The sequence below is a fragment of the Bacillus sp. B1(2022) genome (genome assembly GCF_040259625.1).
In the GTDB taxonomy this organism is placed as follows: domain Bacteria; phylum Bacillota; class Bacilli; order Bacillales; family Bacillaceae; genus Bacillus; species Bacillus velezensis.
In genome coordinates this window covers 414,961-435,744 of the sequence record NZ_JANIFO010000001.1, presented here as the reverse complement: position 1 = coordinate 435,744, position 20,784 = coordinate 414,961, and the positions used below count along the sequence as shown (strand labels likewise).

Genomic DNA, 20,784 nt, shown 5'->3' with positions numbered 1-20,784 from the left:
AAATTCAATTGGGAATGTCTTCAATAAACAGCCTGTGAATCTGATGTGTGAACAGTATAGCATACGGCAGTTATCACATCAAGGCTCAGGCATCAGAAGCCTTTTTGTCTGTCTCTGAACGCTCTTTCGATTTCTCTTTTGGCGTCTTTTCGTTTTAAATCTTCGCGTTTATCGTATGTTTTCTTCCCTTTTCCGAGGCCGATTAACACTTTGGCGAAGCCGTTTTTCAAATACAGCTTCAGCGGCACGAGGGAATAGCCTTTCTCTTTCGTCAGGCCGATCAGCTTATTGATTTCTTTCCTGTGCATCAAAAGCTTTCTCGTCCGGAGCGGGTCGTGGTTATAGCGGTTTCCCTGCTCGTACGGGCTGATGTGCATATTGTGGAGGAACACTTCGCCTCGCTCGATTTTCGCAAAGGAATCCTTCATGTTTACGCGGCCGGCGCGGATGGACTTAATCTCCGTTCCCTGCAGCACGATGCCTGTTTCATAGGTTTCTTCTATAAAGTAATCATGGTTTGCTTTTTTGTTTTGCGATAGTACTTTGCCTGATCCTTTTGGCATGCCTTATCCTCCTCTCTCCGCAAAAACCGTTCATGTGTGCGATGCGCTTTATTTTAGCAAATGGAGCGTTCCGCGACAATGAAAATGCGGCTTGCGAAAGAAAGCAAACAGAGCATTTTGCCCCATTTGCTTTTCGCATTTACTTCTTCTTTTTGCGTTTTTGTTTCGGCGCGTTTTGGAAACCGCGTTTTTTCTTTTTCTTCTTCGGTTTTGTAAACCATTCCCCTTTTTCCTCCGATTTCGGCGGTGAAGCCGGGGTATTGCTGTTTAACACACGTTTCCGCGCCGGTCTGCCGCGTTTTCTGCGGTCGCCTGTCGTTTCTCTCGGACGGCGGGTGCCTTTCATGCCGACAATTTCAAAGTCGATGTTTCTCTCATCTTTATTGACGTCGACGACTTTGACCGTGATTTCATCTCCGATCCGGTAAACGTTGCCCGTGCGTTCGCCGATCATGGCGAAATGCTGCTCGTCAAAACGGTAATAATCATCCGTCATAAAGCTGACGTGCACAAGACCTTCAATCGTATTCGGCAGCTCGACAAACATTCCGAAATTCGTGACGGAACTGATCATGCCGTCAAATTCCTCGCCGATTTTATCAAGCATATATTCCGCTTTTTTCAGATCGTCCGTTTCCCGCTCTGCATCAACGGCGCGCCGTTCCATCGTTGACGTATGGTCAGCGATTTCCGGAAGGCGTTCGGCCCACTTTTCTTGAGTCGCTTCGTCCGATTGTCCGTTGATCAAATACGTTCTGATCAGCCTGTGAACGATTAAGTCAGGATAGCGGCGGATCGGCGATGTGAAGTGCGTATAAAATTCAGTCGCCAGCCCGAAATGGCCCAAGCTGTGCGGGTCGTATTTCGCCTGCTTCATGGAACGGAGCATGACGGTTGAAATCACCGTTTCTTCCGGACGGTCCCGCACTTCATCAAGAATGCTTTGCAGCGCGCGCGGATGAATGTCTCCGGCTTTTCCTTTAACGATATAACCGAATGTCGTGACGAACTCCAAGAACTTTTGCAGTTTTTCGGCGTTCGGCTCTTCGTGAATCCGGTAAATAAACGGCACGTTCATCCAATGGAAGTGCTCGGCCACCGTTTCGTTTGCGACAAGCATGAATTCTTCAATCAGCTTTTCCGCTACTGAGCGCTCTCTGATGACGACGTCTTTAACGGCGCCTTCCTCATCGACGAGCACTTTCGCCTCTTTGAAATCAAAATCCACGGCGCCGCGGTCCATCCGTTTCGCTCGGAGAATTTCGGCCAGACGTTCCATGTCTTTAAACATCGGGACGAGCGGCTCATATCTTTCTTTCAGCTCGGCGTCGTCTTCTGTGAGGATCCGGTTGACATCTGAATAGGTCATTCTTTCCGTCGTTTTAATGACGCTTTGGAAGATCTCGTGCTCTGTTACCTGCCCCTGCTGGTTGATTGTCATTTCGCAGGAAAGCGTCAGCCGGTCGACCTTCGGATTTAAAGAACAGATTCCGTTAGACAGTCTGTGCGGAATCATCGGAATGACCCGGTCAACCAAGTACACGCTTGTCCCTCTTTCCAGCGCTTCTTTGTCAATCGGGGAATTCTCCGTGACGTAATGGCTGACGTCCGCAATATGGACGCCGAGCTTGTAGCTGCCGTTATCAAGCTTTGTCACGGTGACGGCGTCATCCAGATCCTTCGCATCCGCACCGTCAATGGTGACAATGACCTGATCGCGGAGATCACGGCGGTCTTTGATGTCTTTTTCATCGATGGTATCCGGCGTACTTGTTGCCTGCTCCATCGCTTCAGCCGGAAAATCTCCCGGCAGGCCGTGCTTATGGATGATTGATAAAATATCGATGCCCGGATCATTTTTATGGCCGAGTATTTCAACGATTTCTCCTTCGGCGTTCATTCTGCCTTCAGGGTAGCTTGTCAGTTTGACGACGACTTTATGGCCTTCCGCAGCGCCGTTATTGGCATGTTTCGGAATAAAAATATCACTCGTGATTTTCTTATCATCCGGGATGACAAAACCGAAGCTTTTCGTTTCTGTGTATGTGCCCACGACGCGGTCGATGCTTCTTTCCAAGATGCGGATGACCGTGCCTTCCTGTCTCGATCCGCTTGACTGGGAATTGAGCCGAACCATGACGATATCGCCGTTCATGGCCGTATTCAGCTCATTCGGCGGAATAAACACATCGCTTAAAGAGGTATCCTCCGGCAATAGAAACGCGAATCCCTTTGCATGCGCGGAAATTTTTCCTTTTACTAAATTCATTTTTTCCGGAAGCCCGTAGCGGTTGCTTCTGGTGCGGACGATCTGTCCCGTCTCCTCGAGCGCCACCAGCGCTTTTACCAGCTCTTTAAATTCATCTGCTTCCGTGATGTTCAGCATCTCCTCGAGTTCCTGAACGGTAAGGGGCTTGTACGCCTCTTCCTTCATAAACGCGAGAAGACGGTCCATAAACGCTTCTTTTTCCATTATTCGACCTCCTGTTTGTTACCAATCGAGTTTCTCTAAAAATTCGTACACATCCTGATGAACGAGGTCCCGTTCTTTATCGAGCGTAATGACATGACCTGATTCTTCATACCATTTCAGCTGTTTGTCGTCCGTTTCCACCTCGTTGTAAATGATGTTCGCACTTTCTGTATTAATCATATGGTCATGCCGTGCCTGAACCACAAATGTCGGGGAATAGATCATGTCGACGTTTTTGCGCACATCGGCAATCAGCTCCTGAAGCGATTTGAGCGTATTCATCGGTGTTTTTTCAAACTCCTTCATTTCCTTTTCAATCTGCTCCGGCTGTTTTCCTTCGAATTTTTTATAATTGCGCGCGTAGGAGAGAACTCCTTCGTACATAACCTCTTCACTTTTAATGTGCATCGGCGCACACATAGGAACAATTCCCTTTATGGGTACAGTGTAACCCAATTTCAATGAAAAAACCCCGCCAAGCGACAGTCCGCAGGCCGCAATGTTTTCATAGCCTTCAGACCGTAAATATTCATAACCGTCCATGACGTCTTTCCACCAATCTTCAGGCCCTGTATGTACCAGCTCTTCCGGCGGAACGCCGTGCCCTTTATATTGAGGCGCGTGACAAGTGTAGCCGCGCTCATTCAAGTAGCGGCCGAGCATTCTGACGTCTGCCGTATTTCCCGTAAATCCGTGCAGCAGAAGCACCGCTTTGTCTCCGCCTTTAAATGTAAATGGTTTTGGTGTCACAATTTTCATGCTCATAACCCCTTTTTTGCACATTCAATTTAGTTTTCCACAGTTTTGCGAGAAACAAACGCCGTCTCTCAACAAGAAAAAGGCCTGATATTAAATCAGACCTTATACAAACATTGCCTTATACGATATACGCCAGCGAAATCGTCAACACGAAAAACAAGACTGCCAGCACAACGGTTGTGCGGTGAAGAATCAGATCAAGGCCCCTTGCTTTCTGTTTTCCGAAAAGCTGCTCCGCCCCGCCTGAAATTGCACCCGATAAACCGGCGCTTTTGCTGGTTTGAAGCAATACGACAATAATAAGTGCAATACTGACGATGACCAATAAGGTAATCAATAATGTGTGCATCCCATACACCTCCAGACTGACTGGCCTACATTGCTTCTATTTTACATGAAAAACAAAGGCATGTCACGCCGTATCGGTGCACATCATGTCAGAAAAACGGAAATGCGTTTGAATCTTCCATCATCATTGACTTTTGTCAACAAAGTCGTAGTAAAAAAGATCTTCAAATTTCATGTCAAAGTAATAGAGCATTTTTCCGATGACCAGCTGGCCCGGCCTCCGCTCTCCATTCAGTACACGGCTCAGTGTGGCGGGAGATATTCCGATCTCCAGGGCGAGCTGGTTTAACGAGTAGTCATTATTGACCATATACTGCAGCACATAATCTCTTCTGATCTGTATCTTTTCGACCACTTTCTTCACCTTCCGTTCTGTCAAATACTTTCTTTCTTATACATAAGATACGGCTTTTGTTAACTTTTGTCAATACTTTTCCAGCCTGGCTATTCCCTTTAGTCAATAAACATACTAGAATATAAATAGACCGCGGGAGGGGGAGAGACTGTGGAAAGCTTCGGGAAACAATTGCGGACATTGCGGGAAAAAAGGCATCTGACAGTGAACCAGCTGGCAACGTATTCAGGCGTCAGCGCCGCGGGAATCTCGCGGATTGAAAACGGCAAACGCGGGGTGCCGAAACCTGCAACCATTAAAAAGCTCGCAGATGCGTTAAAAATCCCGTATGAGGAACTGATGCAGACGGCGGGATACATAGAGACCGTTCAGGAAACGAGAGCCCCATACGACACGGGCTGCACCTTGCTGGAAAAAGCCGAAACGTATGAGCTGCATGATTTATCCCTATTGGAGCGGGAGAACTGGCGGCACCTGTCGAAAGAAGACTTGGTTCTGCTTGATAAATACTTTGCGTTCTTATCGGCTGAAGCCAAAAAAAGAACAAATGAAGACTCATGACTTTGCACATGTGAGGCGATCTTATTGAACACATTCGGAAAGCAATTAAGAGAGCTGCGCCGCGCCCGGAAGCTTACCGTCAATCAGCTTGCCGTCTATTCCGGCGTCAGCTCGGCGACCATTTCCAGAATTGAAAACGGGCACCGCGGCATTCCTAAACCCGCGACCATCCGAAAATTGGCGGACACATTAAAAATTCCGTACGAGGAGTTAATGGCGCGGGCCGGACACATCAAGGCATTTCAGGAAGAAATCCGCGAAACCTCCGAAAGCTATCAATCCATCTGCGCCATCTATCAGACCGCCGTTGACAGAGGCGCGGAGCATCTGCCGCTGTTTGACAGCAAAAAGTGGCAGCACTTCACAAAAGAAGATATTGAAAGCGTCAGCAAATACTTTGATTTTATCGCGGCTGAAGCGAAAAAGCGCTCCCCGGATTTCTCATCCTCTTTTTGATCCTCTCCTCAACTTAACAAGCGCCAGACGTACGTTCCCTCCGATTTTGCGGTATAATAGCAGAAGACGAGGTGAAAAAGCATGAACCAATCAGAAATGTGCCCCAGATTCGAAAAAGCGGTCGACATCCTAAGTAAACGCTGGGTGGCTCTAATCGTCTTTCAGTTATTGAACGGACAGCAGCGATTTAGCGAAATTGAAGCGGCGCTTCCGAATTTAAGCGGAAGAGTCTTGTCAGAACGTCTGAAAGAACTTGAAACAGAAGGTGTCATCAAACGGGATGTTATCCCCGAAACGCCTGTCCGCATTGAGTATTCTTTAACGGAAAAAGGCTGCGCATTAGCCCCTATTTTAGAGGAAATTTCCAAGTGGTCTTCAACATGGATTGATCTTTCCTGATAAACTCTTTTCCGCATAAGCGGCTGATCTTTCAAACGGACAGCCGTTTTTATTTTTGCTTTTCTTAAACAGAAAAACAAGCCCTCAGGCGTGCAGGGCTTGTTTTTGTCTGACGCCTTCCAGCGGAATTCGAATCTCCGCCCGGGCTCCTCCAGACTCCTGATTTTGAAGTATTAATTCGCCGTGGTGAAGATGTACGACATGATGGGCGAATGTAAGCCCCATGCCGTGATGCCCCGCCGAATGTCTGCTTTTATCTTCCGTGTAAAAAAGCTGTGTCGCTCTTTTCAGCGCTTCCGGCGAGAACCCGCTTCCGCTGTCGGATACGGCGAGATGGAGGGCGGAATCGGTGCACAGGACGTCCACACGGATTTCCCCTCCTTCTGGCGTATAGTCGACGGCATTTGCCGCGATATTCATGACCGCCCTGTGGAGCAGCTCATGATCGATCGGCGCTTCTATTCGGTCAATTCCCCGTTCGCTGAGGACGAGATCAATCTGTTTCGGCCCCGCAAGCGCCGCCGCGTCACGATATATGTTTTGAATCCACTCTTTGAGGTCGGTATATTCCACATGAACGGCAACTGCCTCCTCCGCTTTAGAAAGCTGGATCAGCTGTCCGACATAATGCTCGATTTTGTTTCCGGCATCCAGAATATACTGCGCATATTCCGCCTGCTCCTCATCAGGTTCTGTTAACTGAAGCAGTTCGGCATTTCCTTTAATGATCGTTGCCGGAATTTTAATATCATGCGCAAGCGCGCCGATTTGTTCTTTCTTTATCCGCTCCGCCTCCCATTGCGCCGCCAGAGATGCCTGAAGCGCGTCTTTCATTTTCAGCAGAGAGTCAATGACATCGTCAAATTCTTTTATACGCGACCTTTTTGGATTGATATTTAAATTCTGTTTTTGAATGCTTGCCGTAATGGAGCTGAGTGTGCTGAAATGCCGTCTCAGCTGATTGGCGAAACGCGTCGTCACAATAAAAACGGTCAAAAGAAGCAAAGTGATCAGAATCGTAAGACCCGTCCATTCATAATTCGGCAGATAGCGCCTTAACAGCGGCGACTGAAATTCCGACCTGAGTGAATATTGGAGAACGCCGTATTCATCTTTCCGATTTATCACCATGAATCCTTTTTGAGCATAATTAAAATACGGCTGATGCTGAATCTTTTTTCTCGCGTTGGCCGCATCTTGTTCCGTCATCGTTCCTTTTGTCATCCGCTTTGTTTTTTTATCAAAAACGGCGTATGTCATACCTGCGGGGATCATGTCTTCTGTTATCTTTTCCGCTGATTTCAGGCGGGGTTTGATCTGTTCCGCCTCATGCTCGCTGTAGTTTGCGGGCAGGATCGCTCCGGCATTCATAGCAATGGCATTTAAGGCGACACATAATGCCGCCACCCCCATCGTGCTCAGACACAGTGTGATCGTAAATTTGACAAGCTCTTTGCGGATGCTGGATTTTCCTTTTGCTATTCCCATTTGTATCCGACACCCCACACCGTTTTGATCGGATCAGCCCCGTGTTCTTTACATTTTTTCCGGATGGTTCTGATAAACTCCGTAATGGTTGAATAGAGCGCATCGCCGTCCAAGCCGTACACTTCCTCGTAAATCTGCTCCCGTGAGAATGTTCTGTTTTTATGCTGTGCCAGACATTCAACGATTTTATATTCGTTTTTCGTAAGAGGCAGTTTCCGGTCATCAATCCATACTTCTTTATTGTCAAAATCAAACATGAAGCCTGATATCAGCCGTTTCGTCTGATGCTTTTCCCGCCGTTCCCTTCTGACATGCGCGTTTACCCTTGCCATCAATTCCTGTACGCCGAACGGCTTTGTGATGTAATCATCAGCGCCTGTCATGAGGCCTTTCACAATGGATTCTTCGTCAGACTTTGCCGTTAAAAACAGGATCGGGCTGTCCACCAGCGGCCGAATCCGCCGGCAGAGTTCAATCCCGTCCGTTCCGGGCATCATGACATCAAGAAGAATCAAATCATAGCCTTGAAAAAAATCCAATGACTGATCCTCCGCTTTTTCCAGAATCGTTACTGTATGCTGATCACGCTGTAAAATGTTTCTGATCAGAACGAGAATATCTTTTTCATCATCAATTGCTAAAATGTTTGCCACCGGCCGAATCGCTCCTTGCCTTTATTCATATGAACGCCGCCCTTCCCATTTTCTGCACCAATAGAGGCCGGCCAGACATAATATCACTATAGAAAAATATAACATTATTTCTCCGAATCTCATATCGTATCTTACATAAGGGAGGAACTCTTTTTTGACTTTGTCAAAATGCAGCAGTCCTGCAAGGCCCGAAAGCCGCACGCTCCATGCCCACGGGAAAAAACGCCAGATGGTATCGCCAAGTCCCGTATTCATGAGCGCCGCCATTAATAAACCCGCTCCCCCTAAAAGCCCGGACGGTCCCATGCCGTACTTTATGCCGACAAAAAAAGACATCATATAAAGCGGAATACTGCCGGCAATCAGCCACGCCCCTCCTTTTAAAAAGAGAAGATACGGGAGATCATTGATGTGAAGAACAAATTTCATCCCCGCCAAATAAAGACAGACGGCGAGACCTGCCGATAACACATTCAATAGAAGCAGCAGAAGCAGCTTGCCCGCAAAACTGATGATTTTAGAATGCGGAACCGCCAGCATCATCTGAAAATGGCCCGCCTGTTCCTCAATCGAGGCAGACATGCCGCAGACAATACTGATGATGAAAGGGTATAAAACGGCAATCGCGCTGAAAAACACACTGTACAGCATATAAGGCTCCTGAACCCTTCCATACATATACAACAGGAAAAATCCCGCGCATAAAACCGGCGCCGCAGCATGCATCCATATGAGCGGCGTACGCTTCATTTTTAATACATCGGCCCACATATATCGTAAAAGCACGGTCATGACCGGTTTCCCCCTTTTGAAAAAGACACGGCGGAAACAAAACTTATTGCGATAAAAGAAAGAATAGAAAGAATAATAGCCGGAATGATCACGTTTCCGTTTAATAAGCCGCTGTTTGCGGGAAGCGGAATTCCGTTCGGATGGATCCCGAGAATCGGTGACATCAACCGGACTGACCAGCTCCATGGACTCAGCCACCACAATGAGCCTGACGCCGGCACAATGCCTAAAACAAAGGCGGCGATCATATTCACGAGAATGGCTGCCGTAAACCCGAACTGTCTGGCAATCCATAAGCAGAACGGAATTTCCCAAAGCGTAGACAGCCACAAAAGGGAACTTGCTTCAATACCTTTCAGCTGAACCGCAGCAATTGCCGGAAACACAAGGCCAAGAAAAAACATGATGACTAAAAAGACGATTTGCGACAGGAGTGAATACAGCGCGATCAAGCTTATTTTTGAGAACCATATGCTCTTCAAGTCAGCCGGCAGTGAGTACACCGCACGGTCATTCGCTGATTTTTTCTCTTTTTTAACAGATAAACCGCACATTAGAGCAATCATGAGCGGCATGAAAATAACCGCCCACCAATTGAACGTGCCCGTCATAAAATAAGCCGTATTCAGCAGAAAAGAAAAAGCCGTGTTTAGAAGCGGAATCAGAATGATCAGCTTTCTGATAAATGTTCTTTTAGATGTAAGGTGTTCCGCCTGCATGTACTGAATCATTTCCCAGTCCCCGCTTTCTCCCGTGTCGATTTGACAACCTCCAGAAACAGCCGCTCCAGATCGTCTTCCCGGCTGATTTCTCCCTGATATCCTAAAACGCCGTCACTGATGATTCCGATATGGTCTGCGATCTGCTCGACTTCTGATAACAGGTGGCTTGATAAAATAACCGTTATTCCCTGTCCGGGCAGGGAGCGGATAAATTCCCGCAAATCCTGAATTCCCATCGGGTCCAATCCGTTTGTCGGCTCATCAAGAATTAAAAGCGACGGACGGTTTAATAATGCTAACGCAATGCCGAGACGCTGTTTCATCCCCATGGAAAATTGTCCGGCACGCTTTTTTCCGGTTCCCGTTAATCCCGTGATTTCCAACACTTCCGCAATCCTTGAATCAGGCAGTCCGAGCATCACGCAGCGGACTTTCAGATTTTCAGCAGCTGTCAGGTTGCTGTAAAGCGGCGGCGCTTCAATCAGGGAACCGATGCTTTTCAAATCTTCGCGCTTCCATGTATGTCCGTCGAACAGAACTTCGCCAGATGTTTGCTGCAGCATGCCGGTCAATATTTTAAGTGTCGTTGATTTTCCCGCGCCGTTCGGACCGAGCAGGCCGTAAATACTGTTTCGCTTAACCGATAGAGACACATCAGCCACTGCCTGTTGTCTGCCGAATGATTTTTGCAGCTGTCTCGTTTCTAAGATGTTGCTCATATGATTACCCCTCTGCTTTGTTATTTGATAAGTAAGACTTTACAGCGCAGTTATCAAAATTTAATCAAGAAATCAAAAAAAAGCATCCTTCACGCGGAAGAATGCTTTTTTTCATGAGGCTGAGCGTACGATCAGCTTTCTTTTTTGTTTTTTCACCGGGCTGAGGGCTCGTTCCAGCCACGCCATCAGCAGGTCTGCGGCTACCGCCATCAGCGCGGTCGGGATGGCGCCCGCCAAAATAATGGCGGTTCCGTTTGTCGCGTTCGACCCTCTGACGATCATATCCCCGAGGCCGCCCGCGCCGACGAAAGTTCCGATCGCTGTGATGCCGATGGCAATGACGAGCGCCGTTCGGAGACCCGCCATAATGACGGAAAGCGCAAGCGGCAGCTCCACCATACGAAGGATTTGGTATTTCGTCATGCCCATCGCTTTTCCCGACTCGAGATAAGCGTGCTCGATATTGATAATGCCCGTGTGCGTATTTCTGAGAATCGGCAGCAGTGAATACAAAAACAAAGCCGTGATGACCGTATTGGCGCCGAGTCCCATGACGAGCATCAGGACGGCGAGCATCGCAAGCGCCGGAACGGTTTGAATCACGTTCGCCGCAGCAAACACCCAGCCGGCGAGACGCCCGTGCCTTGCTGTCACAATTCCGGCCGGAATGGCGAAAATGGCGGCGAAAACGACGCCGTACGCCGACATGATAAAGTGCCGCCAGCACTCATACAGAACATAACTGCCGTTTTGAGCATAATACGTAAACAGCTCCTTCATCGTGTCCATCCGCACATCTCCTTTCCGTTATTCAAAGTAATGATGTTTTTCTAAATATTCCTTGGCCACGACGGACGGCTCTTTTAATCGGCCGTCAACTTCGTAATTCATTTTCTGCATCATCTTTGTATCAATCGCGCCGATCATTTTATTGATCACGCCCTCCAGTTCGGGATGCTCTTTTAATACTTGATCCGGAACGACGGGTGAACAGTCATACGGAGGAAAGAACCGCTTATCATCCTTCAGCGTTTTCAGTCCGTAAGCGATGATTCTTCCGTCGGTGGAATAAGCGAGCGCGATATCCATCTTTCTGCTTTTCAGCGCGTCGTAAACAAGGCCGATCTGCATCGGATACGTGCCTTCAAATGACATTCCGTATGTGTTCATAAAATCCTGATATCCGTTGCCTCTCAGCTTCATCCAGTAGTTATCGACGCCGAATTTCAGATGAGACGCTTCTTTTTTGACATCGGATACCGATTCTAAATGGTACTTGCGGGCAAGCTGTCCGGAAACGGTAAAGACGTATGTATTATCAAAGCCGTAAGAATCAAACCATTTCATGTCATATCTGTTTTGAAATTCACGCTGAACGAGCCGCAGCGCTTTGTCCGGGTCTTTTTCCGGCTCCATGCGAAGCGTCCCGGTCAGCGCGTCTCCTGTATAGCGCGTCGCAGCGATATCAATATCACCGTTTATCAAGGATTGCTGCTGTACGGCGTTGGAGCCGAGATTTTTAATAACCGTTGTCTTCAACCCGCTGTGATGTTCGATCATCTGTCCGAGCATGCTCGCGATGATTTCTGATTCGGTCATGCTTTGCGCGCCGATTTTGATGGTATCCTCCGATGCGGCGCTCAATCCCGGGAGCGAGCATCCGCCAAGGAGCAGCATGCCGATACAGGCGATTGCGAGCAGCCGTTTTTTGCATCTATTCCCCATGAGAGACCTCCTCCTTATGAAGCATCCTTTATGCTTTTCAGCCCGTCAGGCGTGACTTTCCGTTCTGTCATCCCCAGCATGTAATCGACGGCTGCCGCAAGCACTGTGACCGGAACGGCGCCTGCGATAATATACTCCGGCTGATAAAGGTTTAAGCCGATAAAAATGTAATCTCCCAGCCCGCCTCCGCCGATAAAGGAGGCGAGCGTCGCCCAGCCGATTAAATAAATCGAAGACGTCCTGATGCCCGCCATGATGACCGGAGCGGCAAGCGGGAGTTCTACAAACCTGATCTGCTCCCATGCCGTCATGCCGATTCCTTTTCCCGATTCCAGAAGATGCCGATTGACGCCGAGAATCCCCGTATACGTGTTTCTGAGAATCGGCAGCATCGAATAGAAAAACAGCGCCGCAACGGCCGGGATCTTTCCTACGCCTAAAAGCGGAATAAAAAACGCAAGAATGGCAAGGCTCGGCAAGGTTTGAATGATGTTGACGATGCCGATGACGGCGCCGGCTCCTCTTTTCATCCTCGTCAGCACGACGCCGAGCGGAACGGCGGCGAGAATGCCCGCCATGACGGCGATTAATGAGATGTACAGATGCTCCCATGTTTTATAAAGCATCTCTCCTCCATTTGCCTGTAAAAATTGCACGGTCTGATTCATATCAATTGAAGCCTCCTCATGACATCACCGCGAGCTGATTCTCTTCTCCCCAGATGGAGTCATAGACGATGTCAACGAGGCTTGCCCTTGTCACGATTCCCGTTAGCCGGCCGGCTTCATCAAGGACCGGCACAAATTTCATGCCTCTTTTTAAAATTTTATGGACGGCGTCGCGGAGCAGAGTGCCGCTTCTGACCGTGTACAGATCCCGGTCAAGCACTTCCGCGACGGTTACCGCTTGTCTTCGTTTGCGGTCAATCATCTCCACATCGACATAACCTTGGAGAACGTTCTTTTCATCAATGACGAGCAGCGAATCCACCCGCTCGGCACGCATCAGCTGAATGGCGGCTGACAGTGTTTTCTCAGGTGTTACCGTCACGGGATCGGGATTCATGATCTGCTCCACCCGTTCAATATCAGGGCTGGATGATTGGATCAGCCGTTCCTTGCCGATAAACTCCTCAACAAATTCATTCGCCGGAAATCTGAGAATCTCATCAGGCGTTCCGGCCTGGACGATTTCTCCCGCTTTCAGAATGACGATTCTGTCCGCAAGCTTGATGGCTTCGTCCATATCATGGGTAACAAATACGATGGTTTTATGTAAGGTTTTTTGCAGTTTTTTAAATTCTTCCTGAAGGGAATCTCTCGTAATCGGGTCAAGCGCCCCGAACGGTTCATCCATTAAGATGAGCGGCGGCTCTGCGGCAAGTGCCCGTAATACACCTATTCGCTGCTGCTGTCCTCCGCTCAGTTCATGAGGGTAACGGTCTAAATATTCAGGCCCCATATCAACGAGCTTTAAAAGCTCCCGCGCCCGTTCCTTCCGTTTTTCGGCAGGATGCTTTAAAAGCTTCGGAACGAGCGTAATGTTCTGCTGAATGGTCATATGCGGAAACAGCCCGATCTGCTGGATGACATAGCCGATGCTTCTTCTGAGTTCCACCGGGTCTTGTTCCATAATGTTTCGGCCTTCTATCAGGATTCTGCCTTCTGTCGGTTCAATTAAGCGGTTGATCATTTTCATCGTCGTCGTTTTGCCGCAGCCGCTCGGCCCGATAAAACAAATAAATTCGCCTTTGGCGATATTCAGGTTGATGCTGTTGACGGCTTTTTTCCCGCCTTTATACATTTTCGAGACATTTTCTAATGTCAGCAAACACTCACACCTCCACGATTAAGTTTATTCAATTCGTTAAATTCAAATTTAACTTTTCAGACAATTGAACGTTTTCCATTATAAATTAAACTTTGTAAATTAAAAAGTTTACAATTTGTCCATATTATATATAAAGGTTGTGTAAGCACTGATTAACCCGTATTGACCGGCAAAGTTCTTCTTATTGCTCCGGATTACTGCCAAATTCTCTCGGAAGAGCATTTCCGCCGGTTTAAAAATGTGGTATATTGACATCGGAATTGCTGACTGAAAGGATTGAAACTGTTGGAGAAAGATCCGTTACACGTAATCGAACAAGCTGAAGATCATTTGATAGAACGAATCGCTGAAAATATGCATACATTCGGAATGCCCGCGACGGTGGGGCGCATTTTAGGCATTATTTATATGAACCGCAAGCCGATGACCTTAACTGAATTATCAGAAGCGACCGGCATGAGCAAGACGAGAATGAGTCAGGCGGTCCGTGAAATGCTTGACGTCAATCTGGCGGAAAAAGTGTTTGAAAAAGGCGTCCGCAAAGATTTATACGACGTCGAGCAGGATTATTACCAAACCTTTATTACGCTGTTTACGGCCACATGGAGCAAGGTCGTCAGCAAAAATAAAATGATGCATAAAAAGCTGAACCGCGAACTGACAGCCGTCCTTGAAAACGGCGTGCCGGAAGAAGCTGAGGAAAAAATCAACGAACTGCTGAAAGAATTAAAGGATTGGCTTGATTACTACAACTGGATCAGCCGTCTGATCGAGTTTTTTGAAAGCGAAGAAATTTTCAAGCATGTGCCGAAGCCATAAGAAAAAAACGCCCTGACCCGCAAGGCGTTTTTTTTCATGCCGCATTCGGCGCTTTGGTTCGTTTTTTCTTTCTCACCGGACTCAGCGCCCGCTCCAGCCATGACATCACAAGATCTGCGATAACGGCCATCAGCGCTGTCGGAATGGCGCCGGCCAAAATAATCGCGGTTCCGTTCGTGGCGTTTGAGCCCCTGACAATAATGTCACCGAGTCCGCCCGCGCCGACAAACGTACCGATTGCCGTAATACCGATCGCGATGACGAGCGCCGTCCGCAGCCCCGCCATGATGACGGAAAGCGCAAGCGGCAGCTCCACCATGCGGAGCACCTGAAATTTGGTCATGCCCATCGCTTTTCCCGATTCAAGATAAGCGTGTTCAATGCTGGCGATTCCCGTGTACGTATTCCGGATGATCGGAAGAAGCGAATATAAAAACAGCGACAATATCACCGTATTGGCGCCGAGCCCCATGACGAGCATCAGCACCGCAAGCATCGCAAGCGCCGGCACGGTCTGAATCACGTTTGTCACCGCGAATACCCAGCCGCTTAATGTTCTGTGCCTGGCAATGAAGATGCCGAGCGGAACCCCGACGATCGCCGCAAATAAAACGCCGTATACCGACATGAGAAAATGGCGGTAAAACTCCTGAAGCACATAGGCGCCGTTTTGAGAATAATAAGTGCCGAGCTGCTGCAGCACTTCCATTTGCCCCACCTCATTTCTTATTCAAAATAATGATGTTTCTCCAAAAATTCTTTAGCGACGACGGACGGTTCTTTCAGCTTGCCGTCCACCTCGTAATTCAATTCCTGCATCGTTTCCGTATCGATTTTGCCGATCAGTTTATTCACAATGCCCTTCAGTTCAGGATGCTGCTTCAGCACACTGTCGGGAATGACCGGCGAACAGTCATACGGCGGGAAAAATTGCTTGTCGTCTTTTAAAATTTTCAGATCGTACGCTTTAATCCGTCCGTCCGTTGAATAAGCGAGGACGGCGTCCATTTTCCCGTTTTTCACGGCATCGTATACAAGTCCGATCTGCATCGGATAGGTTGTGCCGAATTCAAAACCGTACGTGTCGGTAAAGCCTTTATAGCCGTCACCTTTTCTTTTCAGCCACGCATTGTCTACACCGAGCTTAAATTGATCCGCATGCTTCTTAATATCGGACACTTTGTCTAAATGGTCTTTTTCCGCAAGCTCTTTCGTGACGGTAAAAGCGTATGTGTTCTCAAATCCGTAAGAATCAAACCATTTGTAATGGAAGCGTTTCTCAAATTCTTTCTGTACGATGGATAATGCTTTTTTCGGGTCTTTTTCCGCTTCCATGCCGAGGGTGCTCGTTAAATCCGTTCCCGAGTAGCGCGTCGCGGCGATATCGATTTCACCGCCGAGCATCGCTTGCTGCTGGACATAGTTCGATCCGAGGTTTTTAATTAATGCCGTATTCAAGTCTGTATTGTGCTCAATCATCTGTGCGATCATATTGGCGATAATTTCTGATTCCGTCATGCTTTGCGCCCCGATTTTAATCGTATCATCGGAAGCCCCGCTCAGGCCGGGAAGGGAACAGCCGCCTAGAAGCAGAGCAGCTGACAGCGCCAGTGCGCACATCCATCTCTTTTGGTTTTTTTTCAAAACAGCCAACTCCTTATGATACTTCCTTCAGTCCTTTCAGCCCTTTCGGCGTCACCTTCCGTTCCGTCGCCGCTAGCAGATAATCAATGATAATGGCTAAAATGGTGACCGGCACGGCGCCGCCGATAATATATTCAGGCTGATAGAGATTCAGGCCGATAAAAATATAGTCTCCGAGCCCGCCGCCCCCGATAAAGGAAGCAAGCGTCGCCCAGCCGATCAGATAAATGGTGGATGTGCGGATGCCCGCCATGATCACCGGAACCGCAAGCGGCAGTTCCACAAGCCTGATCTGCTCCCAGACCGTCATGCCGATGCCTTTTCCCGATTCCAGCAGATTTTTGTTTACGCCTTGAATGCCGGTATACGTGTTCCTGAGAATCGGCAGCACCGAATAGAAAAACAGCGCGACGATCGCGGGCACCTTTCCCACGCCTAACAGCGGGATAAAAAACGCCAGTATCGCGAGACTCGGCAAGGTCTGCACAATGTTGACGGCGCCGATGACGGCGCCTGCGCCCTTTTTCATTCTCGTCAGCGCCACTCCGAGCGGAACGGCGACGACAATGCCTAATATGACGGCGATGATCGAAATGTATAAATGCTCCCACGTTTTATATAACAGTTCTCCGCCGTTCGTCTGCAAAAACTTAATCATTTCATTCATTGTAAGCGTTCCTCCCCTTGTCAGCCTGTCACCAGCTGGTCTTCCTCGCCCCAGATTGAATCGTAAACGATGTCGACAAGGCTCGCTCTCGTGACAATTCCGACTAAATGCCTTTGTTCATCAACGACGGGTACATATTTCATTCCGCGCTTTAAAATTTTGCGTACGGTATCGCGCAGCAGTGTCCCCTGCTCGACTGTATACAGATCAGAGCGGAGCACGTCGCCGACAAGGCTCGCTTTTTTCCGGTTCTGATCAATGATCTCGACATCCACATACCCTTGCAGCACATTCAGGTCATCAACGACAAGCAGGGAATCGACACGGTGCTCCCGCATCACCTGTATCGCCTGTGAAAGCGTTTTGTCCGCCGTAACGGTGACAGGCTTTTTATTCATCATCTGCTCGACGCGTTCAATATCCGGTCTTGATTGCAATAACCGTTCTTTGCCGATAAATTCTTCGACAAACTCATTAGCCGGATTCCGGAGAATGTCATCAGGAGTGCCGGCCTGAACGATCTCTCCCGCTTTTAAAATGACGATCCGGTCAGCCAGCTTAATGGCTTCATCCATATCGTGGGTTACAAACACAATCGTTTTATTCAATGTTCTTTGCAGTTTTTTGAATTCTTCCTGAAGGGAATCCCGCGTAATCGGGTCAAGCGCTCCGAACGGTTCATCCATGAGAATAAGGGGAGGTTCCGCTGCAAGGGCGCGCAGCACGCCGATTCTCTGCTGCTGTCCCCCGCTCAGCTCGTGAGGATAGCGGTCTAAATATTCCGGGCCCATATCGACGAGCTTCAAAAGCTCCCGCGCCCGTTCCTTCCGCTTTTGTTCCGGCCATTTCAGCAGTTTCGGCACGAGGGAAATGTTCTGCTGAATGGTCATATGAGGGAAAAGTCCGATCTGCTGAATGACGTAGCCGATTTTCCGTCTCAGCTCCACCGGGTCCTGCTCCATAATGTTTTCGCCATCGATAAAAATCTTTCCGGATGACGGCTCAATCAGTCTGTTAATCATTTTCATCGTCGTCGTTTTTCCGCAGCCGCTCGGCCCGATAAAACAAATAAACTCGCCTTTTTCGATATTTAAATCAATGCTGTTGACAGCTTTTTTTCCGCCTTTATAGACTTTTGATACATTTTCTAATCTCAGCAATCCGTGCACCTCCGAAGGGTTCCGTTATTTTTCTGAAAAGTATAATCTTTATTATAAGATGAAATTTGTAAAATAAAAAGTTTACAATGTGTTGAAATTATATACAATATACGTATTTTTTCATGTTATCCCGCTGACAATGCGGATGTTCTTACAATCGCTCCCGATAGCTCGCATATCCTGCCGCATCATCTTTTTCATCAACTGTAAAAAATATGATATATTGTCAGCATGAAAAGCCAGTGAAGGGATGATCAGCCGTGGAAAAAAACGCTCTTGATATCATCGGGCATGCTGAAGAGCATCTCATTGAGAGAATCGCCGAGAATATGCATACATTCGGAATGCCGGCCACACTCGGACGTGTGCTCGGTATTATTTATATGAACCGCAAGCCGATGACGTTAAATGAGCTGTCAGAGGCGACCGGGATGAGCAAAACGAGGATGAGCCAGGTGGTCCGCGAAATGACCGATGTCAATCTGGCTGAAAAAGTGTTTGAAAAAGGCGTTCGGAAAGACCTTTATGACGTCGAGCGTGATTATTACCAGACGTTTATCTCCCTGTTTACGGCAAATTGGACAAAGGCGGTCAGCAAAAACAAAATGCTCTATAAAAAGCTGAACCGCGAACTGACTGAGCTTCTGGAATCGGAAAATCTCAGTCCCGATATTGAAGAAAAAGCCCGTCAGCTTTTGGATGAACTGACGGATTGGCTCCATTATTATGACTGGCTGAGCCGTTTGATAGAATTTTTTGAGAGTGAAGAAGTGTTTCAGCATGTGCCGAAAATAGAAAAAAGCAGCACCCGAAGATAACCGGGCGCTGCTTTTTTAAGTCAGGAAACCAATATCGGGAACATGCCTTTCAGACCGGCGCCGATCATGCCGATCGCCACCACCGCCAAAATCAGCCCCATCAGTCGGGTAATGACGTTCATTTCGGTTTTCCCGAGCTTATTGCTGATGAAAGATGAATAGTGAAAGAAGATGAACGTCATCGCGATGACGGCCGCAATGCCGATAAGCACGCTGATGTAATGGAAGATGCCGCCATGGCCGGCCGACAGACTCATCACCGTCGCGATCGTACCGGGTCCGGCGATAATCGGAATCGACAAAGGCGTCACAGATATATCAGCTTTCTCCTTGCTCTCCCCTTTCTCTTCATGATGGAGAGACTGCACATGAGATTTCTTCGCGTTCAGAAGATTATAAGCGATGCCGAAAATAAAAATGCCGCCCGCGATACGCAAGGCATGAATGTTAATGTCAAACAGTTTAAAGATCAGATGGCCGAAGATTAAAAAAGCCGCCAAGATGATAAACGACAGCACGGAAGCCTTGCGCGCGATCGCTGTCCGTTCTTTCTCCGAGTACCCTTCCGTCAGTGAAAGAAAAATCGGCACGTTTCCGATGGGATTGGAGACTGCAAACAGTGAAATGAAGACATGAATGATGAATGAAAACATGCGTACCTCCTTATGACTTGCCGTTATTGAGTTATGTTTTGTTCTCCGCTGTTTCTTATGCATGGTTTTTACCCCGGGGTCTGCTTTTTATAACCTCAGCCGGACGATCCGGAAACAGAAAAAAACCGTCCTTGTAAGGACGGTTTTTTCTGTTTGTTATCTCCATAAGCCTTTTCCGAATTTCAACAGCCGATAAAGCATTTTCAATTTTTTTAGCATGCGTTAATTTCCTTTTTCACTCTGAATCAATGCGCCGAGAGACATGATATCCATCAGCTTCATTAAAATTCTACCATAATGGGTACTTTTTCTCTATTATCAATTCATAGAGAAAGTGATTTGTATATCTTTAGAAAACTCCGTTACATCCGTCCTATTTTCTTTTATAATGTAAATATTGAACAAAATCCCTATATTACTTGTAAAAGGAGTTTTAGAATGTATTGTTCTCAATGCGGCCATCATACTGATGGCGGAAAGTTTTGTGAAAAGTGCGGGGCGCCCCAGCCCGGGCAGGGAGGCGCAGGCCAAACGCAAGGCCAGGCCGCTCAGGCCGGCGCCGCGGCTAAGCAGGCTTCAAAGCAATTTGCCTTATTCGTGCTTGATGTGTTAAAGAGACCGTATCAAACATGTAAAACGACAGGCGGCGAACAGCTTGTCAGCAGCATCATCAACATGGTGCTTTTCTGCCTGGTGACGCCGATTATGTTTTATATTCTCTTATCAGACGGCTTTCGTGACGTCAGTTTTACCGCGATTGTGATCAAACCGGCGCTTACCTTTGCATTATGCGTTTTTTGCCTGTATCTCTTGATTTTTATCGCTTTGAAGGCCGGCGGCGCCCAGGTGTCATTTAAAGATTCGCTGTCCAGATTCGGGGCATTTTTGATTCCGTTTACAGCTATTTTGCTTCTTGCCCTCATTTTTATGCTGCTTCATACAACCGTTTGCTTCACCATTCTGGCTGTCGGTCTTTTAGGAGCGGCGTTTGCCGTGCCTCCGCTCATGCTGGCGAGCTATCAGCATCAGCTCACGGCTAAGGCGGATATCATTTATTCTGTTATCGTCATCTATTTGATCATTTGCGTAACGTTTCAATTCACGATCAAGCATTATATAAAAGAACTCATGAATTATTTCTTCTTTTAAAAACGGAAACCCCCGCCGCCTGATTGGCGCG

25 protein-coding genes are annotated in these 20,784 nt (G+C 47.8%); 6 read left to right on the top strand and 19 right to left on the bottom strand.

The window, feature by feature from the left end:
• Positions 1-92: 92 nt before the first annotated feature.
• The 5 genes from smpB to NQS30_RS02200 form a co-directional block, all read right to left on the bottom strand.
• Positions 93-563 (bottom strand): SsrA-binding protein, encoded by a 471-nt coding sequence (gene smpB / locus NQS30_RS02220; RefSeq protein WP_003151688.1) that lies wholly within the window; start codon positions 561-563, stop codon positions 93-95.
• Between the two features lie 139 nt (positions 564-702).
• On the bottom strand, positions 703-3,036 hold the full coding sequence (rnr, locus tag NQS30_RS02215; protein WP_025285276.1) for a ribonuclease R: 2,334 nt from the start codon (positions 3,034-3,036) through the stop codon (positions 703-705).
• An 18-nt stretch (positions 3,037-3,054) separates the two neighbouring features.
• Positions 3,055-3,795, bottom strand: a complete 741-nt coding sequence (locus NQS30_RS02210) for an alpha/beta hydrolase (protein WP_007409986.1) — start codon at positions 3,793-3,795, stop codon at positions 3,055-3,057.
• A gap of 118 nt (positions 3,796-3,913) precedes the next feature.
• Positions 3,914-4,144: a preprotein translocase subunit SecG gene (secG, locus tag NQS30_RS02205; protein WP_003151681.1), complete on the bottom strand. Its 231-nt coding sequence runs from the start codon at positions 4,142-4,144 to the stop codon at positions 3,914-3,916.
• Positions 4,145-4,267: 123 nt separating this feature from the next.
• Positions 4,268-4,453 carry a helix-turn-helix domain-containing protein gene (locus NQS30_RS02200; RefSeq protein WP_087920807.1) on the bottom strand — a complete coding sequence of 62 codons (186 nt, stop codon included), beginning with the start codon at positions 4,451-4,453 and terminating at the stop codon, positions 4,268-4,270.
• A 195-nt stretch (positions 4,454-4,648) separates the two neighbouring features.
• Between NQS30_RS02200 and rghR the strand changes: the two genes are divergently transcribed.
• The 3 genes from rghR to NQS30_RS02185 all read left to right on the top strand — a co-directional run bounded on the left by rghR (position 4,649) and on the right by NQS30_RS02185 (position 5,914).
• Entirely contained in the window at positions 4,649-5,059 is a 411-nt protein-coding gene (gene rghR, locus NQS30_RS02195; RefSeq protein ID WP_003151677.1) for a transcriptional repressor RghR, read from the top strand.
• A gap of 24 nt (positions 5,060-5,083) precedes the next feature.
• Positions 5,084-5,515: a helix-turn-helix domain-containing protein gene (locus tag NQS30_RS02190; protein ID WP_218791375.1), complete on the top strand. Its 432-nt coding sequence runs from the start codon at positions 5,084-5,086 to the stop codon at positions 5,513-5,515.
• Positions 5,516-5,596: 81 nt separating this feature from the next.
• Entirely contained in the window at positions 5,597-5,914 is a 318-nt protein-coding gene (locus NQS30_RS02185; protein ID WP_218791376.1) for a catDE operon transcriptional regulator CatR, read from the top strand.
• An 84-nt stretch (positions 5,915-5,998) separates the two neighbouring features.
• Here NQS30_RS02185 and NQS30_RS02180 read toward each other — a convergent pair whose 3' ends face one another.
• The 9 genes from NQS30_RS02180 to NQS30_RS02140 all read right to left on the bottom strand — a co-directional run bounded on the left by NQS30_RS02180 (position 5,999) and on the right by NQS30_RS02140 (position 13,843).
• Entirely contained in the window at positions 5,999-7,402 is a 1,404-nt protein-coding gene (locus NQS30_RS02180) for a sensor histidine kinase (RefSeq protein ID WP_063094466.1), read from the bottom strand.
• Positions 7,393-8,055 carry a response regulator transcription factor gene (locus NQS30_RS02175; RefSeq protein WP_007613820.1) on the bottom strand — a complete coding sequence of 221 codons (663 nt, stop codon included), beginning with the start codon at positions 8,053-8,055 and terminating at the stop codon, positions 7,393-7,395. Before NQS30_RS02175 ends, NQS30_RS02180 begins: the two co-directional genes overlap by 10 nt.
• 21 nt (positions 8,056-8,076) lie before the next feature.
• Positions 8,077-8,847: a lantibiotic immunity ABC transporter MutG family permease subunit gene (locus NQS30_RS02170; protein ID WP_108654970.1), complete on the bottom strand. Its 771-nt coding sequence runs from the start codon at positions 8,845-8,847 to the stop codon at positions 8,077-8,079.
• Positions 8,844-9,578: a lantibiotic immunity ABC transporter MutE/EpiE family permease subunit gene (locus NQS30_RS02165; RefSeq protein ID WP_150941427.1), complete on the bottom strand. Its 735-nt coding sequence runs from the start codon at positions 9,576-9,578 to the stop codon at positions 8,844-8,846. Before NQS30_RS02165 ends, NQS30_RS02170 begins: the two co-directional genes overlap by 4 nt.
• Positions 9,575-10,288: a lantibiotic protection ABC transporter ATP-binding protein gene (locus NQS30_RS02160; protein ID WP_025285281.1), complete on the bottom strand. Its 714-nt coding sequence runs from the start codon at positions 10,286-10,288 to the stop codon at positions 9,575-9,577. The genes NQS30_RS02165 and NQS30_RS02160 overlap by 4 nt, the downstream gene beginning before the upstream one ends.
• 111 nt (positions 10,289-10,399) lie before the next feature.
• Complete coding sequence (locus NQS30_RS02155) at positions 10,400-11,077, bottom strand: ABC transporter permease (RefSeq protein ID WP_218791377.1); 678 nt, start codon at positions 11,075-11,077, stop codon at positions 10,400-10,402.
• Between the two features lie 18 nt (positions 11,078-11,095).
• Positions 11,096-12,013, bottom strand: a complete 918-nt coding sequence (locus NQS30_RS02150; RefSeq protein ID WP_015240602.1) for an osmoprotectant ABC transporter substrate-binding protein — start codon at positions 12,011-12,013, stop codon at positions 11,096-11,098.
• Positions 12,014-12,027: 14 nt separating this feature from the next.
• Positions 12,028-12,681: an ABC transporter permease gene (locus NQS30_RS02145; RefSeq protein ID WP_099567092.1), complete on the bottom strand. Its 654-nt coding sequence runs from the start codon at positions 12,679-12,681 to the stop codon at positions 12,028-12,030.
• 16 nt (positions 12,682-12,697) lie between these two features.
• Complete coding sequence (locus NQS30_RS02140) at positions 12,698-13,843, bottom strand: betaine/proline/choline family ABC transporter ATP-binding protein (protein WP_031378328.1); 1,146 nt, start codon at positions 13,841-13,843, stop codon at positions 12,698-12,700.
• Positions 13,844-14,128: 285 nt separating this feature from the next.
• On the opposite strand from NQS30_RS02140, the gene NQS30_RS02135 reads away from it, so the two are divergent.
• On the top strand, positions 14,129-14,662 hold the full coding sequence (locus NQS30_RS02135; protein WP_003151660.1) for a GbsR/MarR family transcriptional regulator: 534 nt from the start codon (positions 14,129-14,131) through the stop codon (positions 14,660-14,662).
• Positions 14,663-14,696: 34 nt separating this feature from the next.
• On the opposite strand, the gene opuCD is transcribed toward NQS30_RS02135, so the two are convergent.
• The 4 genes from opuCD to opuCA are packed head-to-tail and all read right to left on the bottom strand — an operon-like array spanning position 14,697 to position 18,133.
• Positions 14,697-15,371: a glycine betaine/carnitine/choline/choline sulfate ABC transporter permease OpuCD gene (opuCD, locus tag NQS30_RS02130; protein ID WP_124692724.1), complete on the bottom strand. Its 675-nt coding sequence runs from the start codon at positions 15,369-15,371 to the stop codon at positions 14,697-14,699.
• A gap of 17 nt (positions 15,372-15,388) precedes the next feature.
• Positions 15,389-16,282, bottom strand: coding sequence for an osmoprotectant ABC transporter substrate-binding lipoprotein OpuCC (gene opuCC / locus NQS30_RS02125; RefSeq protein ID WP_087920808.1), 894 nt, complete (start codon positions 16,280-16,282; stop codon positions 15,389-15,391).
• A 37-nt stretch (positions 16,283-16,319) separates the two neighbouring features.
• Positions 16,320-16,973: an ABC transporter permease gene (locus NQS30_RS02120; RefSeq protein ID WP_003151654.1), complete on the bottom strand. Its 654-nt coding sequence runs from the start codon at positions 16,971-16,973 to the stop codon at positions 16,320-16,322.
• Between the two features lie 20 nt (positions 16,974-16,993).
• Entirely contained in the window at positions 16,994-18,133 is a 1,140-nt protein-coding gene (opuCA, locus tag NQS30_RS02115) for an osmoprotectant ABC transporter ATP-binding protein OpuCA (protein WP_003151651.1), read from the bottom strand.
• 260 nt (positions 18,134-18,393) lie between these two features.
• Here opuCA and NQS30_RS02110 point away from each other — a divergent pair, with 260 nt between their 5' ends.
• Positions 18,394-18,951, top strand: a complete 558-nt coding sequence (locus NQS30_RS02110; protein ID WP_007409974.1) for a GbsR/MarR family transcriptional regulator — start codon at positions 18,394-18,396, stop codon at positions 18,949-18,951.
• Between the two features lie 20 nt (positions 18,952-18,971).
• On the opposite strand, the gene NQS30_RS02105 is transcribed toward NQS30_RS02110, so the two are convergent.
• Positions 18,972-19,604: an NAAT family transporter gene (locus NQS30_RS02105; RefSeq protein ID WP_007409973.1), complete on the bottom strand. Its 633-nt coding sequence runs from the start codon at positions 19,602-19,604 to the stop codon at positions 18,972-18,974.
• A gap of 438 nt (positions 19,605-20,042) precedes the next feature.
• Between NQS30_RS02105 and NQS30_RS02100 the strand changes: the two genes are divergently transcribed.
• Positions 20,043-20,753 (top strand): zinc ribbon domain-containing protein, encoded by a 711-nt coding sequence (locus NQS30_RS02100; RefSeq protein ID WP_218791378.1) that lies wholly within the window; start codon positions 20,043-20,045, stop codon positions 20,751-20,753.
• Positions 20,754-20,784 lie beyond the last annotated feature (31 nt).